We start from the raw sequence: 16,879 nt of genomic DNA, 5'->3' as shown, positions 1-16,879 counted from the left end.
ATCGAACACGTCAGAGGTGTAGCCTATGAATTACGCGATAAGTGCGATTGTACCTATATTTAATGCCGAAAATTGGCTGCGTCCCTGTTTGAAAAGCATTCTTAATCAGCCTTTTCGAAATATTGAGGTGCTGCTCGTCAATGACGGTTCCACTGATCTCAGCGGCGCGATATGCGAAGAATTCACTATAACAGACAATAGAGTTAAAGTGATTCACAAGCCTAATGGCGGTGCAAGCAGCGCCAAAAATGCCGGTTTACAAGCGGCAAGCGGCAAATACGTCGCCTTTCTTGATGCTGACGATGAAATCGATCCGCTTTTTTTCGTAAAGCTATACGCCATGGCAGAAGAGCATGCTTGCGAAGTGTTGATTGGAGGTTACGCAACAATTCCAACCAAACAGAACGTATCGCCCTGCTTTCGGCTGCATACCGTTATGAACGGCAAAGATTTAATACTAAGCGCCGCAGCTGTTCATTCGAATAATGACCTGTGTTTTACTTGGCGCAGTCTATTTCTTCGCGCATCGCTTGAAAAAAACGGGATTCTGTACAACGAGGGATTAACGGTAGGAGAAGATACCATTTTCCATTTGGAAGCCTTGCTGGCCTCTGATCGTGTCTGCGCGATTCCGGACCCTTTGTATTATCACAACACGGTTAACAATCTGAACAGCCTTATTCGTTCTCCCTATAAACATTATCTTGAAGAAAGCCTTGTTCTGCAGTACCAGCTGCGGAAGAGCTTATCCGAGAGATTCGGTTTATTAGCGCATGCCCATTATAGAAAGGATATGGCGTCCTACCACATCCAAACGATCCTTTCGATGCTGATCAACAATTTCAAAAACAATCCTGTCGCTCCTGCAAAAAAAGATATGGCTAGAATCGTCAACCTTAAAATGATGACAGACAGTACGAAGGAGCTTGGCTGGCTTCACAATTACAGCAACATCAAGTCTTTTCTTTATTATTTAACGCTTAAATTCAAGCTTGCTGCATGGCTGTATCACTTTGAATTCCGCTTGCCGCGCCAATCGCCATTGCTGTTTCTCAAGCTTTTTGGTAGAAAAAAAACCGTTCATAACCGACTGATTCGCTATACTAAGCGTTAATCGCACATCGCCATTCCTTTGTCCGCCCCTCCTTTTCATGTATACTAGAGGCTTCAATTCAATTATACAAAGGATGCGACAACAACTTGGAAAATAGAAACAATCTATTCGTATATACCTATGGCTATCGCATTGAAGAGGCTGATTTATGCCGCTTGGAGATGCGTTCTTTATTTGGAAAACAATCAGAAACTGATCTTTTGTTTAGCGAAATAGACGTACATCCCGACCGCAGTCCTTTTATGAGAGAGCGGCTTGAAGTTTTATATCAAGGCGAACGGCTTGAGGATATTTTGGAGCAGGTGAAGCAAATTCAATTAGGAGAGGCTACATTTAAGGTGATTTTCCTAAAAATGAATGACCTGACGGCGGAAAACAAAATCGATTTTGAAGGACAACGCGCAATTGAACGAGAACTTGGCGTTTATATCGAAGGCGAGGCTGATGTAAGCAAACCTGATTGCGTTTTTGGCATTTTAACTTGGGGCGGTCGCTGGTACTTTGGCAATTATATAAAAAGCAAAGCCGTCTGGCTCGCTCACATGCAAAAACCGCGCAGCTATTCCATTGCACTCAGCACGCGAATTGCGCGCGCCATAGCCAATATCGCTATCCCGAATCCAATCGGGATTAAAGCGATCGACCCTTGCTGCGGCATTGGGACGGTACTGGTAGAGGCGCTGTCTATGGGCATGAACATCGTCGGCCGAGATATCAACCATTTTATCATTCGCGGGACACGTGAAAACCTGGCTCATTTCGAATATGAAACAGATGCCGTTTGCGGTGATATTGCTGATATCTCTGACCATTATGATGTAGCCATTGTAGATATGCCTTACAATCATTTCTCTAATACGACACCCGAGGCACAATTCTCCTTGCTGCAGCATACTCGCCGAATCGCTAACAAAGCAGTCATTGTGACTGCTGATCCAATGGACGAGCTAATTGCAAACGCAGGCCTTACTATCTTAGATCGCTGTACAACTCGAAAAGGCAGCTTCGTCAGACAAATAATCGTCTGTGAATAGTAGATTACAGCTATTATTTGTACCCATTAAATGCTAGCCACGATGCGCAAGCAGCCGTCCATTCTTTTGTATGCTCCTCATCCTCGGCTAAGCCAAGCCCATGACGTCCTTTCGTATACACGTGAAGATCAAAAGGAACCTGGTGCTTGCTCAGCGCGGATGCGAATAAAAGGCTGTTCTCGACAGGAACGGCGCCATCATCTGCTGTATGCCATAAAAAAGTTGGCGGTGTATCAGGCGTTACCTGCGTTTCATTGCTGAGCTGTTCGATTTGATCCAGCTTCGCTTCTTTGCCAAGCAAATTTTCTCTTGAGCCCTCATGCGTAAAAGGGTCTTTAAGTGTGATGACAGGATAACATAAAACGAGTAAATCCGGACGGCAGGACTGCCGTTCAACAACATCCTCTGCATTTTCATTCCCTTGGTCATAGCTTGTCCCCGCGTTCGAAACTAAATGCCCGCCTGCTGAAAATCCAAAAATCCCTATTTTATTCGGATTAATTCGATACATTTCCGATTTGAAACGGACGGTACGTATCGCCCGTTGAACATCCAGCAGTGCGCAAGGATATTGATAAGGCGCCACCCGATATCGCAAAACGAACGCAGAAATGCCTAAACTGTTCAGCCACTGTGCAATTGGTTCTCCCTCATGGTGCGCTCGCCCGCCATATCCTCCGCCTGGACATACGATAACARCTGGTCTGTCCTCGCCATCTACAAGATATGGCGTTATGGCTGGACAATCCTCGTCTGCATTTCCCAGTGCATACGGCGCTCCGTGCATCCACAATAATTGCTCTGCCACCTTACTTCCCCCTTATGCTGCATAAGAATTGAAATCTTTACCATTATATAACTAACGGTTCGGCCAGTCATCTGCAAAAGTATGTATTCAAATAAAAGCAGGCTTAAGCCAAAAAAGCGCCTAAGCCTGTCTATTCATTTTACAATTGCTGCTTGCCTTATTTCTTGTTAATCGTCAAAGCTCCAACGAAACCGATAAATGCTCCGAGCAGTGAGCCGGCTAAAACTTCAATAGGCTGATGACCGAGACTTTCCTTAAGCCGTTCACGCCTGCGCGCATGATACAATCCTGGATGCTCGYCAGCCAGCTTTTCCACATCCTCGTCCAAATCATTTACCTGCACAGCAATTTCACCTGTATGCCTGCGAATATTCATCGCATCGTACATCACAATAATGCCAAGCATCGCGGATATGGCAAATTCCGGCGTCTTTACGCCATATTTGGTCGCCGTGTATGCAGCTAGCGCGGAGACGCCGCTTGAATGTGAGCTCGGCATTCCACCTGAACCAATAATTTTCCGCACATCCCATTTGCCGCTTCTCGCAAAATGTACAGGCAGCTTAAGCAATTGGGCTGCCCCAACAGCCGTCAACGCTGTCACAAGTCCTCTGTTTGACATATCCGTCAACCTCCAGTCCTTATTCCCATCTCATTTTGCCCTGCTGAGCGTAAATTATTTCATATAAATAAATCGCTCACCGGGGGCGAACATATGGAACTTCTGGGCTGGATAATGACGCTGGATATAATCGACGAAATAAGCCGGGTTCTCATCATTGTGTGGAAATAAGCCATAATGCATTGGAATCAATAAATCAGCATGAATTTGTACCGCGATCTCAACAGCCTCACGATAATTGCAATTGCCGACGATCCCCTGTTCATTGCGAACAAAATCTCTTCCATTGATCGGCAATAATGCAATATCGATTTGCCTGCTTTGCAGCCAAGTGACAAGCTCTGGGAAACCAACGGTATCGCCAGAGTGATAAAGATGAATGCCATTAAAATTCGCAACATAACCTAGAAACTTATGTTCACCTGCTTCATCCTGTTCGAACTGTTCATGCTTGGCAGCGAATGCATCGAGCCTTATGCCGTCTGCAAGCTCAATCGATTGTCCATGAGAGATGCCAATCAGCTGCTCATCACGGAAACCCCATTCCTTCAATAGCGGAAGATGAGCTCTCGGCACGATAAATCGTGTTTTGGGTGATTGCTGAATAACTTGCAGCGTCTGCTTGTCCATATGATCCTCATGGTGGTGGGAGCAAACGACATAATCGACATCGAGGCAATCTGAAGGCGACAGCGGCGATTCGAAGGCTCTTGACCACGGCGGTCCTGCCATCTCATACACCCAGTTCGTCAGATACGGATCAAATAAAATTGTTTTTTTGTTCCATTTGACGAGAAAGCCCTCTTGTCCAAGCGCCCAAAGCGCCAAAGCTTGATCTGGAAGTTCAGTTCCAGCTATTTGCTTTACTAAATTTTTCCCACTGTTATAAACGTTCACGACGGTCATCACCCTTTTTGCTCCATATTTTGAATGCGAAGGTCTTTCGTAAACCATAGCTTATAGCTTAATAAACTTAAAATAATGCTCGTAACCGCAGCTGAGCTTGCGAACGCAAACACAATTAATATTTGGTACCGAACCGCTTCCATCGGATTCGCGCCAGCGATAATCATCCCTGTCATCATACCGGGAAGCTGAACCAGCCCTACCGTCTTCATTCCGTCTATTGTCGGAATCATGCTCGATTTAACCGATCGCTTCATTACGTCTTGAATCGCTTGCCTTGCTGTCGCTCCAAGTGACAGCAGCGTCTCCATCTCGCCTTTTGAGGATTCGACCTCTCTTCTCATTTGATTGAGCAGTAAACCCGAAACGACCATCGCATTGCCGATTGTCATGCCGCTAATCGGAATAATGTATTGCGGTGTCGCTTCTATAATTCGAAAGCCGAGCAGCAGTCCCATCATAAGCAGCTCTGTCGATGTGATTGCAATCGCGATTTTCCAAATGATGCCCTTTAGTCCAGCTCCTCTTTTACCAGCATGATAAGACGCTACACTAATCATAAGTACAAGGATCATTGTAATAAACAGCGGGTTGCTCGTATTAAAAATAAATTGCAGCACATAGCCGACAAGCAGCAGCTGTACCGCAGAACGAATGGTGCCAATCGCGATGTCTCGCTCAAGCCCAAGCTTCTGCCATACGGAGATAAGCATCGTAATCATCACAAACAACAAGGTAAAGCTAAGTGCTACGATTGACATGGCTGCTCCTTTTGTATCGGCGCTTTTATATAATTTTGTGCGAGCTCGGATGTTGGATGTTCAAAAAAAGCAGCCGTGTCGCTATTCTCCAGCAGCGTTCCTTCCCCCATGAACCATATCGAGCTGCTCATCTGCTGGGCCTGCTCCAAATCATGTGTAACCCAAAGCATCGTTGCCCCTTCTTGATGATGCCACTCTCGCAGCACTTCCTCCACCAGTTCCTTGCTGCCTCGGTCAAGCGACGCGGTAATCTCATCAAGAAGAAGCACGGTAGGATGAAGAAGCAAAGAACGGAGCAGCGATATTCGCTGTTTCTCTCCTCCTGACAGCTGTTCGGCGCTTTTGCCCATATCAAGATGATCCAGCCCTAGCCTTGGCAGCATGTGGCGTACGAGCTTCTCGTCATATGGCATGCGATGCAGCATACTCACAGTTCTCAAATTTTGCTCAATGCTCCCATTCAGCATAACGGACTGCTGAGCAACGTAACATACCTTCATTCTCCAAACCCTTGGATCTAGTTCTCGCTGTGAAACATTATGTAAACGGATATCACCCTCATCGGCGTTATCCAGACCTGCAAGCAAACGAAGCAGCGTGCTTTTGCCTTGTCCAGATACACCTAATATAGAAATAATAGCCGGATCAGCAATCGTTGCAGTAACATTTGCGAACAGCTGAACATTCCCATCACCACTGCGATTTTTCCTAATACTCTGAAGTTCCAAAACACTAGCCACAAACGTTCCTCCCTTCGGCTTCCCTTACATTATAGCTGTAATGCTTGGCTCGAAAAAGTAAATTTAATAAGCTATAGACCAGCTCGTATGCAAAAAAAGGCTGATGACTACTGCCGCAGTTGCGGAAGCAGGCACCAGCCTTCATAGTCCTTCTATGCTTGCTGTATTATTTTATCGCTGCGTCAATTTCTTTAACCATTTCCGCTACAGAGATAAGTCCGCCGCCGGAAAGGTACCAGAAATCTGGATTAAGATAAACGATATTTCCTTCTTTGTACGCTTTAGTGTTTTTCACCAAAGCATTCTCAACGGAAGAATGTGCATCCCCTGATCCTTCTGTTACTGCATTGCGGTCAACAACGAATAAGTAATCAGCATCCTTCTCTGCTACATATTCGAACGTTACAGGGTCGCCGTGCGTTGAAACTTTAATGTTCTCATCTACAGCCGGTATGCCAAACACGTCATGAATGATACCGAAACGCGATGCTTTACCATATGCGCTGATTGCACCTTCGTTTGCCAAAATAATAAGGCCATTTTTTCCAGAAGCTGTTGCTTTTTCATTCAATGCTTTAATGGAATCATTAATCGCTGCTAGCTCTGTATCTGCTTCAGCTTCTTTAGAGAAGATTTGAGCCAGTGTTTTCACGTTAGTCGTAAAGGACTCCATGAAGTTTTTGTTGTCCACACCCATAAAAATCGTAGGAGCGATCTTCGTAAGCTCTTCGTAAGCATCCTGTTGACGACCTGAAATAATGATCAAGTCAGGTGCAGTTTCATTGATTTTCTCAAAGTCCGGCTCTTTCAAGCTGCCTGCGTTTACGTATTTTGCATCTTTAAATTTCTCAAGGTATGCAGGAACGCTAGCTTGCGGAAGTGAAGCAACCTCTACGCCTAGCTTGTCTAGTGTATCAAGAGTACCATAGTCAAATACGACAACCTTGCTAGGATTAACAGGGACAACCGTTTCGCCAAGCTGATGTTTAACTGTAATTTCTGTAGGTGCATCTGTTGCAGGTGTTTCAGAGACTGGTGTGTTCGTAGCGCTGTTAGCGCCTTTATTTCCGTTGTTATTTGCGCCGCATGCAGCAAGCACCAAGCTTAGAATGACTAAAATAGCCAATACAGGTATAGATTTTTTCAAAACATTCACCCCTAAATCAATTTTTTTATATTGAAAAACTTGAAAACCGGAAGTAAGTAAATCTTTCATGACTACTTAAAATAGACGCCGATACGATTCCCGTTTATGAGCTCAATCGGTATGTCCATGTCATAGATGTCATGAAGCACGGCGTTGTCGATGATCGTCTCGGTTGAACCTTCCTTGACGACCTTTCCATCCTTCAACGCCACGATATAATCGGAGTAGCAAGAAGCGAAATTGATATCGTGAATAACGAGCACGACCGTTTTGCCAAGCTCCTCAACGAGCCGCCGCAGCACCTTCATAATTTGGACGGAGTGCTTCATATCCAAGTTGTTGAGCGGTTCATCCAGCAATATGTATTCGGTGTTCTGAGCGATAACCATCGCAATAAATGCACGCTGGTTTTGTCCACCGCTGAGTTCATCAAGGTACTTGGCTTGCAGATCAACAAGATCCATATAAGCAATGGCTTCATCTACTTGCTGCCAATCTTCCTTCGTCAGCTTGCCTTGTGAATAAGGGAACCTGCCGAAGCTGACGAGCTCCCGTACAGTTAAACGAAGATTAATATGATTCGACTGTTTTAAGATCGATATCTTTTTGGCAAGGTCAGCACTTTTCCAGCTACTTACTTCCTTCCCCTCAATTAACACTTGGCCGCTGTCCTTCGCTAACAATCGGCTAATCATAGAAAGAAGCGTACTCTTGCCTGCACCGTTCGGTCCGATAAACGAAGTGACCTTTCCCTTCGAAATCCGAATCGATACATCCTCGATAACCGGCTTGCCGCCATATGATTTGGAAACATTTTTAACCTCTATCATGCTTTCTTCTCCCTTAGCAGCAAATATAAAAAGTACGCTCCGCCGATGAAGTTAATAATGACGCTAATCGTCGTTTCAAACGTGAACACATGCTCTACGAGCAGTTGACCGCCTACGAGTGAAATGATGCTGATGAGTATCGCCCCTGGAATGAGATAGCTATGCCGATAGGTGTTCATGAACTGATAGGCTACGTTGACGACGAGCAGTCCAAGGAAGGTAATCGGCCCAACTAAAGCCGTGGATACAGCGATCAGAATGGCAACGATGACGAGCACTCTTTTGACAACATAATCATAAGGAATGCCAAGATTGACTGCATGCTCTTTGCCCAGCGACAACACGTCAAAATATTTGCTTAACCTCATGCCATAAATAGCTACAAGAGCGACGATGATAATTGAAATGATAAGCAGATCCGTGTTGACGTTATTGAAGCTGGCGAACATTTTCCCCTGCACAATTAGAAATTCATTCGGATCAATAAGAACCTGCATGAACGTCGACATGCTCCCGAACAATGTGCCCATCACTAGTCCTATTAATAGAAGGAAATAAAGATTTCTGCCTTCCCTTTTGAATAGAAACTTATAGAGCAGCAGAGCGAATGCTATCATTGCCGCTATCGTAATAAAAAAATTAAGATGCTTGTTTGTGCTTGGCAGACTCATCGATCCAAAGGTAAAAACGACGAAGGTTTGAATCAGCATATAAAGGGAATCCAGCCCGATAATGCTCGGCGTCAAAATACGGTTATTCGTAATGGTCTGAAAAATCATAGTGGAGTAAGCAATAGCGCCCCCGGTTACGACAATCGCCAGTACCTTCTTCAATCTTCTTGGCAGTGCATAATCCCAATGGGTCCCAAGATCGATGAACAAAAATACGGCAATTAATGCGACGCCAAGCACCGCAAGCAAACTTAGTTTAAGCTTCATATGCCTTTCTCCTCATCAACAAGTAAAGAAAAATAATGCTTCCGACAACGCCGATCGTGAGTCCGATTGGAATTTCATACGGAAAAATAATTAGGCGGCCAAGCACATCGCACACCAGTACGAATATGGCTCCAAGCACCGCCGTGTGCGACAGGTTTTTCTTCAAATTGTCGCCCATATAAAGCGTCACGATATTCGGAATAATGAGGCCAAGGAAAGGCAGCGTACCGACTGTCAAAATGACGATAACCGATACAAGAGCTACAATTACAAGCCCGATGTTAACGACAAGCTTATGATTCATTCCCAAATTGGTTGAAAACTCTTCGCCAAGACCTGCAATGGTAAACTTGTTCGCGTAGAGATAAGCTACTACGAGCAGCGGCAGGCTTACATACAGCAGCTCGTAACGTCCGCTCATTACAAGCGAGAAGCTGCCTTGCAGCCAAGCTGAGATGTTTTGAATAAGATCATTTTTATAGGCAAAAAATGTTGTAACAGAGCTGATGATGTTACCGAACATCAATCCTACCAGCGGAATGAATATCGTATCTTTAAATTTCAGACGATCGAGAATTTTCATGAACAGATAGGTTCCTGCGAGTGCAAAAGCAAACGCGATCAGCATTTTCTCAAGCGTACTCGCCGATGGGAATACCATTAAGGCAACGAGTATACCGAGTCTAGCGGAATCATCCGTTCCGCCGGTCGTTGGCGATACAAATTTGTTGCGGCTTAGCTGCTGCATAATCAAACCAGTAACGCTCATGCCGACGCCGGCAATAATAATACTGATAAGCCTAGGAAAACGGCTGATGGTGAGAACCTGAAGCTGCTCATCCGTCAGACTGAACAAGTCTAGCGGCGAGATGTCTTTTACTCCGATAAATAAAGAAGTAATCGATAATACAAAAAGCACGACAAAAAGATACCATAGCTTCATACTCAATCCTCGAATCATCACGAATATTATCAGAGATAATCATTCTCATTAATTATCAAAAAAATACATTGCCTCCGCTTATCATCATTCAATGATAACCATTATCAGCAACATTCACTATGTTACACGATTTTCAGATGATCGGAATGGACTTTCCTGTTTTGGGGGATGGACATTTCTATACAACTGGGAGGTGTGACGGGTTGGTGAACATAGATACGCTCCGTCCGGGGAAGCTAATTAGCGGTTTGTGGCTCTGTCCTCACCAAATTCACTATTTCTGTGCAGATAGCTCTATAAACTAGTCTTATTCAAGCAGCTCATCTCGCCAATGTGCCTCTAAAGTGTGAACTGATCAGAAATAGAGCTAGAATATAGCTCTATTTTCACCAAATCCACTATTTCAGCGCAAATAGAACTAAAAACTAGTCTTATACTTGCTGCTCTGCTCGTCAAAGTACCTCCAAAGCGTGAACTGATCAGAAATAGAGCTAGAAACTAGCTCTATTCTCACCAAATCCACTATTTCAGCGCAAATAGAACTAAAAACTAGTCTTATACTTGCTGCTCTGCTCGTCAAAGTACCTCCAAAGGGTGAAATCATCAGAAATAGAGCTAGAAACTAGCTCTATTCTCACCAAAATCACCATTTCGGCGCAAATAGAGCTAGAATTTAGTCTTAACTAAGCAGCTCATCTCATCAAAGTACCTCTAAAGTGTGAACCGATCAGAAATAGAGCTAGAAACTAGCTCTATTCTTACCAAAATTACCATTTCAGCGCCATTAGAACTAAAAACTAGTCTTATTCAAGCAGCTCGACTTGTCAAAACACCTCTAAAGCGTGAAYTGATCAGAAATAGAGCTAGAAACTAGCTCTATTCTCACCAAAATCACCAATCCAGCGCATATAGAAATAAAAACTAGTCTTATCCATGCTGCTCGGCTCGACAAAACACCTCTAAAGTGCGAACTGATTAGAAATAGGGCAAGAAACTAGCTCTATTCTCACAAAAATCACTATTTCAGCGCAAATAGAGCTAAAAACTAGTCTTATCCAAGCAGCTCGACTTGTCAAAACACCTCTAAAGCGTGAACTGATCAGAAATAGAACTAAAAACTAGTCTTATTCAAGCAGCTCATCTCGTCAATGAACCTCATAAGTAAAACATATTAAAAATAGAGCTGAAATCTAAATCTAGATTCCAGCTCTATCTCCATAACAGCCTAACTTACATACTGCTTCATATATTGCATCTAATGCTGCGCCATGAGCAGCTGTTGATACACCTTGCCTGTGGCGAGAAGCTCTTTATGGGTGCCGGTCTCGGCTAACGATCCTTGATCCATAACGAAGATCACGTCTGCATTCTCGATAGTGGACAACCTATGTGCGATCATAATTGTTGTCAGCCCCTTCCGTCTTGCTTCTAGGCCAGCCAGCAGCTGACGCTCTGTCTCTAGATCGAGCGCTGACGTCGCTTCGTCCAGCACCAAAACTTCCGGATCACTGACAATTGCCCGTGCAATGGCAATACGTTGACGCTGTCCACCGGATAGCTTGATGCCCCTCTCTCCAATATTCGTGTCATAACCGTCAGGCAGCCCCAGAATAAAATCATGAATCTGAGCGATACGGCAAGCTTCCTCCACATCCGCTTCGGTTACCTCGTCTCTGCCTAACATCAGGTTTTCACGAATGGTATCAGAGAACATATACGGGTCTTGGAACACAACAGACACCTTACTTGCCCACTGCTCGCGGTTGAAGATTTGGGCGTCCATATCGTTCAGCTTAAACGTCCCCTTCGGCGCATCAAAGAAACGAACCAATAGCTGAGCAATGGTTGATTTTCCTCCCCCGCTCGTCCCTACAAAAGCAATTTTGCTTCCGATCGGCAGATCAGCCGAAAATCTGCGAATGACCTCCGGCAGCTCTGGTGAATAGCGAAAGCTCGTATCTTTAAAGGACAACTGCTCAATCGGTCCCGCTATACTCTTTTGACCCTTATCTTGCTGTTCCATCTCCAAAATACGCTGAACCCTGTCCACGTTAGCAAGCTGTGAAGACATGACCATAATAAATTGAAATAGATTATAGAAGGAATCCGACATTTGCGTAGAAAACTGAAACAAGATGACGAACGTTCCGATCGACATTTGTTCATGAATAAGCTGCATACCGCAGTATCCAAGCACAAGAATGCCAATGCCCCATTTCATCGGGTCGCTGTAGCGAATTTGCCGATTCACGAGTTTTCCTTCAGCCATTACCTGCTCAAAATATTCCGCAAACATTTTATCGTAAAGCTTCATTTCCCACTTCAATCGGTGATAAGCAACCACTTCTCGTGTAGAGGCTACTCCCTCTTCAATTTGTATGAGCAGCGCCGTACGTTTCTCCGCCACTTTTTTGGCTTGCTCCTTCAGCTTGGGGGTGAAGTAAAAGCCAATAAGAACGTAAATGGTACAAAGCCCCACAATCATAAGCAGCAAAACAGGGCTGGAAATGCCAATGATCGTCATCAATATGCAAAGGTTTAACGTCTCCTGTATACCGCGCGGAATCTGCCAGCCCATCACGCTAGCCGAAACGAACAGATCCTGCGTGAACGAATATACGTATTTGCCGGTTCGCTCATTTTGGAACCGTTCGACTGGAACACCTTCAAGTCGCTTCAGCATTCGGGAGAGCAAAGAGCGGCTGACTGCAAATTCATTGCGAACGAGACTTCGGCTCGTCATCGTAAACATTAGCGAGTAGACGAGACCTGCAAGCGCGAAAATAGAGATGACAATCGGCATCAGCCCATACTTGCCTTCCGTAAACACGTCATCAATTAATATTTTTTGAACATATACAATCGTATAATTGGATACAGACTCCAGCGCGAGATAGAGCAGCACAATGAGATAAGTGCCTCTCAGCATGACGGAGTTCGACCAAAAGATTTTAAGATACTTCATGTGCCACCCTCTCTTCCGCTGCTTCGGATTGCCCGATTTCCAGTTCATACAGCAGCCCTTTGCGTGCAATCAGCTCTTCATAGCTTCCTGCCTCCGCAACGCGGCCCTCGTGAATGACAACGATTTTGTCAAAATGCTTCACTGTCGACAGCCTGTGTGCAATCGCAATCGTCGTACGGTTAACCAGTACTTCATCAAGCGCTCGCTGCACTTCATATTCACTTACATTATCTAGAGACGAGGTCGCCTCATCGAGCAAAATAATAGCTGGCTGCTTCACAAACATCCGCGCAATCGATACTCGCTGCTTCTGTCCGCCAGAGAGCTTCATGCCTCGCTCGCCAACGAGCGTATCGTAGCCTTCGGGCAGCTGCATAATGAAATCATGCGCATATGCAGCTTTGGCGGCTGCAACCACTTCTTCGTCGCTTGCTTCTGGTTTCCCGAATCGAATATTCTCTTTGACAGAAGACCCGAACAGATAGGTTTCTTGAAATACATAGCCGATCGACTCTCTCAAACACTCTAGCGTCATTTCCTGAATTGGAACACCATCCAGCTTAATCATGCCGGCAGTCGGATCGTAAAAACGCCCAATCATTTTAAACATCGTAGTCTTGCCGTTGCCGCTTGCCCCTACAAAGGCGACCTTCTCTCCAGGCTTGATGGTGAGCGAGAATCCGTTAATAACAGGAGGCTGCTCCGGATACTGAAAGTAAACATCCTCGAACGTAAGTCCGCCGCGAACCTCTTCAAGAGCGATCGGATCGGCCGGATCATCAATCTCAATTTTTTTGTGCATGAATCTATATAGCGGAATCGTTTGGTGGATGATGAGCTTCTGTTCCGTAAGCTGGGTGACGAGCAGCGTGAGGCGGAACATCGTCGTCATGTATAAGAGGGTAAAGGCGATAAAACCGCCTAACGTAATCCAATTATTTTGGAGAGAGTAGTAGCCCGCAATAAATAATGCAATGGCGCCCAAATAAAATGTGAACCGCCGAAAGCTGCCTCGCCCGAAGCTATACGTAGCAGCGAGCAAGTAAACATGCGACCACTCTTTATGTTTTTCGAGCGTCCGTCCATGGTACCAGGGCTGCGAGCCGAAAGCTCGAAATTCGCGCAAGCCGGATATGCTTTCGTAAACCGATTGATTATAAGCAATTCGTGATTGACCGGACTCTCTCCCGTAAAGGGAAGCTTTCCGTTCAAAATAAGGCCCAAACAAATAATAAAGCCCGAATGTTGGCAGCATGATGAGGCATAACCAGCCGCTAATGCTGAGCAGCAAACAAATAGCTACCGCTATAAAAAGCAAGTTTTCGATGACGCTCGGAAGGACATTGCGGTATATTTTCTGAACCGAAGCTACCTCGGAGTTGAACATTGACAGCGTCTCGCCCGCAGGGTGCCGCTCGTAATGAGCAAAACCGAGCTTGCGCAAATGCTTGAAAATCGCTGTTTGCATATCACGGGATGCTAATTCACCAATTGTCCGCTGCAGTAGATTGCGATAATTTTTGGCGATAAGCATGAGCAAATTGATAGCTACAAGCGCTCCCAAAATCATCATAAAAAGAGAGGTATCCTTGTTGACTACGACATGATCAATAACATATTGGATCATCTTTGGCGTTAATGTTTCCCCAAGCACCGCCATCGTACCGCAGGCCGCAAGTGCTGCGATTTGCTTCTTATAAGGCGTCAAAAACTTTAGCGCCCAAATGTAGGAGCTTTTTGATTCATTCAGCTCAGCCTTCTGTTTTCCTTTGTCCGCCTGCTTGCGAGCCTGTTCGCTCATCTGCTGCAATGGCCTATCGGCTTCCGCAGCTTTTTCTGTTTTTAGCATCGTTGTTCCCTCCTCGTTTCTGTTTGTTAAACCCCTTTAAACAACCTATTTTTTGGCAGTTGGCTACCTATCATAATTCTGGGTACACATTTTGTCAACGCACAAAATGATTATAGTCATTCATTACCAAGCAGCATCGCCACTGCACACCAACACGTAAAAAGCCCGGCTCAAGGCACCAGCGCCTGTTGACCGGACTTTCTATAATAGTTGCGATATCTTGGCTATAATTCCACAATCGCTTTAATAACCTTTGATTCTGGCTTCAGCCAGCTGTCGAAGTGGTTGATCATTTCCGCAAACGGCACACGATGCGTAATGAAACTAGCCACATCAATGCTGCCGCTTCGCACAGCTTCTTGAACTGCTGAGAAGTCCTCAATAGTCGCATTTCGGCTTCCCATTAACGTCATCTCCCGCTTGTGAAACTCAGGATCGTTGAAGGAAAGCTCTGCTTTGACGAGGCCAACATATACAAGCTTGCCTCCGTGTGCAACAAAACTAAATGCATCGCTCATCGATCTTGCGCTGCCGGTAGCATCGAATACAACAGTTGGAAACTCTCCATTTGTTAATTCTGAAATTTTCGCCGCAGCGCCTTCCCGAGCATTAACCGTCTCATCCACCTTCGCCCATTGCTTGCAAAAGGCTAGGCGTTCCTCCTGAATATCCATTGCGATCACCCGCGCACCACGATGCTTGGCAAAAGCCATAACACCAAGACCAATTGGCCCAGAGCCAATAACGAGCACCGTTTCGCCAGCTCGAAGCTCCGCGCGGCGAACGGCATGCGCGCCAATGCTCAGCGGCTCCAGCACGGCCGATTGATCAAGCGTCAGGCCGTTCGTCACGAGCAAATGCGTAGTCGGTACGACAACCAGCTCGCGCATGCCGCCATCAATATGCACGCCTAGCACCTTCATGTCCGTGCAGCAATTCGTTTTCCCATTGCGGCATGCAATACATGTCCCGCAGTGCATATATGGAATGATGCTAACCTGATCGCCCACTTTGATATTGCCATGCTGATCATCCACCTGCTCAACGATGCCAGCCAGCTCATGACCCAGCACGCGTGGATAAGAGAAGAAAGGTTGATTTCCTTTATATGCATGCAGGTCAGTTCCGCAAATGCCTATTCTCCGAATTCGAACGACTGCAGTCCCCGGCTGCAGGACAGGCTCCTCTTGCTCAACCAGCCTTAGCTGATCGACTTGTTCACATACGATTGCTCTCACCCTGCAGCTCTCCCTTATACGTCGATTCTCGTATTGTATTCTTCTCTTCCACTTTTCCAGCTAAGGTTATGAATCGGCTCCAATATAGCAAGAACCTCTCGCAGCAGCTGTTCATTAATCGGCTCGTCCGTCCATTCTATGTTTTTACGGATATTAGCCGGATTAGCTGTACTCACCAGCGTTGTTGGGATTCGTTCATTCGCCGTAGCGAATTGTACAGCCAGCTTGGCGATATCCTCGCCCTTAGCAGCACAATACTCGGCGGCTTTCGCACATAAAGCACGTATCTGTTCACCAGCAGGATGCCAGCTCGCAACTGCGCGATTGCCAAGCAAGCCCATCGAAAGCGGCGATGCACTAACAAGCCCAACCTGCTTTTGCTCCAGAAGCGGCAATAGCTCCAGCAAAGAGGTATCATTTAAAGAATAATGGCAATAAGAAAGTACAGCATCGAGCTCGGTATACGCCAGCGATTTCTCAAATACAGCAAGCGGGAGTCCAGAAACGCCCGAGTATCGGATTTTACCCTGCTGTTTCAGCTTATCGAGTGCTAAGAACGCACCCTCTGCAACTTGCTCGAAGGGAACAAATTCAATATCATGCAAAAACAATATATCGATATAATCCGTCTGCAGCCTAGCCAGGCTTTCATCCACACTGCGGATGATACGCTGCTCCGAGAAGTCGAACTCGTCCGCGCCATACCTTCCAGCCTTCGTTGTCAGAATAAACCGATCTCTCGCAATCTCAGTTATCGCCTTGCCCAGAACCGTCTCCGCTTTCGTTAAGCCATAATACGGCGAAACGTCGATCAGATTAATGCCCATATCCACCGCAGTATGCACGGTACGAATGCTTTCTGCTTCGTCCGTCTCTCGAAATACAGAACCTAGCGAGGATGCGCCAAAGCTGAGAGCTGACACCTCGAGTCCCGTCTTGCCAAGTTTACGATATTTCATTTATATCCACTCCGATTTTGAGAAT

General features: G+C 45.6%; 15 protein-coding genes. 2 read left to right on the top strand and 13 right to left on the bottom strand.

Annotated features, from left to right (window positions below; all coding sequences use genetic code 11):
• The first annotated feature begins 25 nt into the window (after positions 1-25).
• Positions 26-1,114 (top strand): glycosyltransferase family 2 protein, encoded by a 1,089-nt coding sequence (locus tag AB4Z17_RS04185; protein ID WP_441912848.1) that lies wholly within the window; start codon positions 26-28, stop codon positions 1,112-1,114.
• 86 nt (positions 1,115-1,200) lie between these two features.
• Complete coding sequence (locus tag AB4Z17_RS04180) at positions 1,201-2,148, top strand: TRM11 family SAM-dependent methyltransferase (protein WP_441958320.1); 948 nt, start codon at positions 1,201-1,203, stop codon at positions 2,146-2,148.
• Between the two features lie 13 nt (positions 2,149-2,161).
• On the opposite strand, the gene AB4Z17_RS04175 is transcribed toward AB4Z17_RS04180, so the two are convergent.
• The 13 genes from AB4Z17_RS04175 to AB4Z17_RS04115 all read right to left on the bottom strand — a co-directional run bounded on the left by AB4Z17_RS04175 (position 2,162) and on the right by AB4Z17_RS04115 (position 16,854).
• Entirely contained in the window at positions 2,162-2,935 is a 774-nt protein-coding gene (locus AB4Z17_RS04175; RefSeq protein WP_441958322.1) for an alpha/beta hydrolase, read from the bottom strand.
• A gap of 178 nt (positions 2,936-3,113) precedes the next feature.
• Positions 3,114-3,578, bottom strand: coding sequence for a divergent PAP2 family protein (locus AB4Z17_RS04170; protein WP_441958319.1), 465 nt, complete (start codon positions 3,576-3,578; stop codon positions 3,114-3,116).
• Positions 3,579-3,632: 54 nt separating this feature from the next.
• Positions 3,633-4,484 (bottom strand): MBL fold metallo-hydrolase, encoded by an 852-nt coding sequence (locus AB4Z17_RS04165; protein WP_441912876.1) that lies wholly within the window; start codon positions 4,482-4,484, stop codon positions 3,633-3,635.
• On the bottom strand, positions 4,484-5,245 hold the full coding sequence (locus AB4Z17_RS04160; protein ID WP_441958318.1) for an ABC transporter permease: 762 nt from the start codon (positions 5,243-5,245) through the stop codon (positions 4,484-4,486). Before AB4Z17_RS04160 ends, AB4Z17_RS04165 begins: the two co-directional genes overlap by 1 nt.
• A complete protein-coding gene (locus tag AB4Z17_RS04155) occupies positions 5,233-5,985 on the bottom strand; it encodes an ABC transporter ATP-binding protein (protein WP_441958316.1) in 753 nt (250 codons plus the stop codon). The genes AB4Z17_RS04160 and AB4Z17_RS04155 overlap by 13 nt, the downstream gene beginning before the upstream one ends.
• Before the next feature lie 166 nt (positions 5,986-6,151).
• A complete protein-coding gene (locus AB4Z17_RS04150; protein ID WP_441958314.1) occupies positions 6,152-7,132 on the bottom strand; it encodes a siderophore ABC transporter substrate-binding protein in 981 nt (326 codons plus the stop codon).
• Between the two features lie 71 nt (positions 7,133-7,203).
• Entirely contained in the window at positions 7,204-7,962 is a 759-nt protein-coding gene (locus tag AB4Z17_RS04145; protein WP_076267195.1) for an iron ABC transporter ATP-binding protein, read from the bottom strand.
• Entirely contained in the window at positions 7,959-8,900 is a 942-nt protein-coding gene (locus tag AB4Z17_RS04140; RefSeq protein ID WP_441958312.1) for an iron chelate uptake ABC transporter family permease subunit, read from the bottom strand. Before AB4Z17_RS04140 ends, AB4Z17_RS04145 begins: the two co-directional genes overlap by 4 nt.
• A complete protein-coding gene (locus tag AB4Z17_RS04135) occupies positions 8,890-9,843 on the bottom strand; it encodes an ABC transporter permease (protein ID WP_441958310.1) in 954 nt (317 codons plus the stop codon). The genes AB4Z17_RS04140 and AB4Z17_RS04135 overlap by 11 nt, the downstream gene beginning before the upstream one ends.
• Before the next feature lie 1,255 nt (positions 9,844-11,098).
• Positions 11,099-12,808 (bottom strand): ABC transporter ATP-binding protein, encoded by a 1,710-nt coding sequence (locus tag AB4Z17_RS04130; protein WP_441958309.1) that lies wholly within the window; start codon positions 12,806-12,808, stop codon positions 11,099-11,101.
• Positions 12,795-14,657, bottom strand: coding sequence for an ABC transporter ATP-binding protein (locus AB4Z17_RS04125; RefSeq protein WP_441958307.1), 1,863 nt, complete (start codon positions 14,655-14,657; stop codon positions 12,795-12,797). Before AB4Z17_RS04125 ends, AB4Z17_RS04130 begins: the two co-directional genes overlap by 14 nt.
• Positions 14,658-14,881: 224 nt before the next feature.
• Positions 14,882-15,895 (bottom strand): zinc-binding alcohol dehydrogenase family protein, encoded by a 1,014-nt coding sequence (locus AB4Z17_RS04120; protein WP_441958305.1) that lies wholly within the window; start codon positions 15,893-15,895, stop codon positions 14,882-14,884.
• A gap of 14 nt (positions 15,896-15,909) precedes the next feature.
• On the bottom strand, positions 15,910-16,854 hold the full coding sequence (locus tag AB4Z17_RS04115) for an aldo/keto reductase (RefSeq protein ID WP_441958303.1): 945 nt from the start codon (positions 16,852-16,854) through the stop codon (positions 15,910-15,912).
• Positions 16,855-16,879 lie beyond the last annotated feature (25 nt).

The organism is Paenibacillus sp. TAF43_2, from assembly GCF_052113545.1.
Taxonomy (GTDB): Bacteria; Bacillota; Bacilli; order Paenibacillales; family Paenibacillaceae; genus Pristimantibacillus.
Note: the sequence above shows the minus strand (reverse complement) of the source record. Positions and strands in the feature narration are given on the sequence as shown.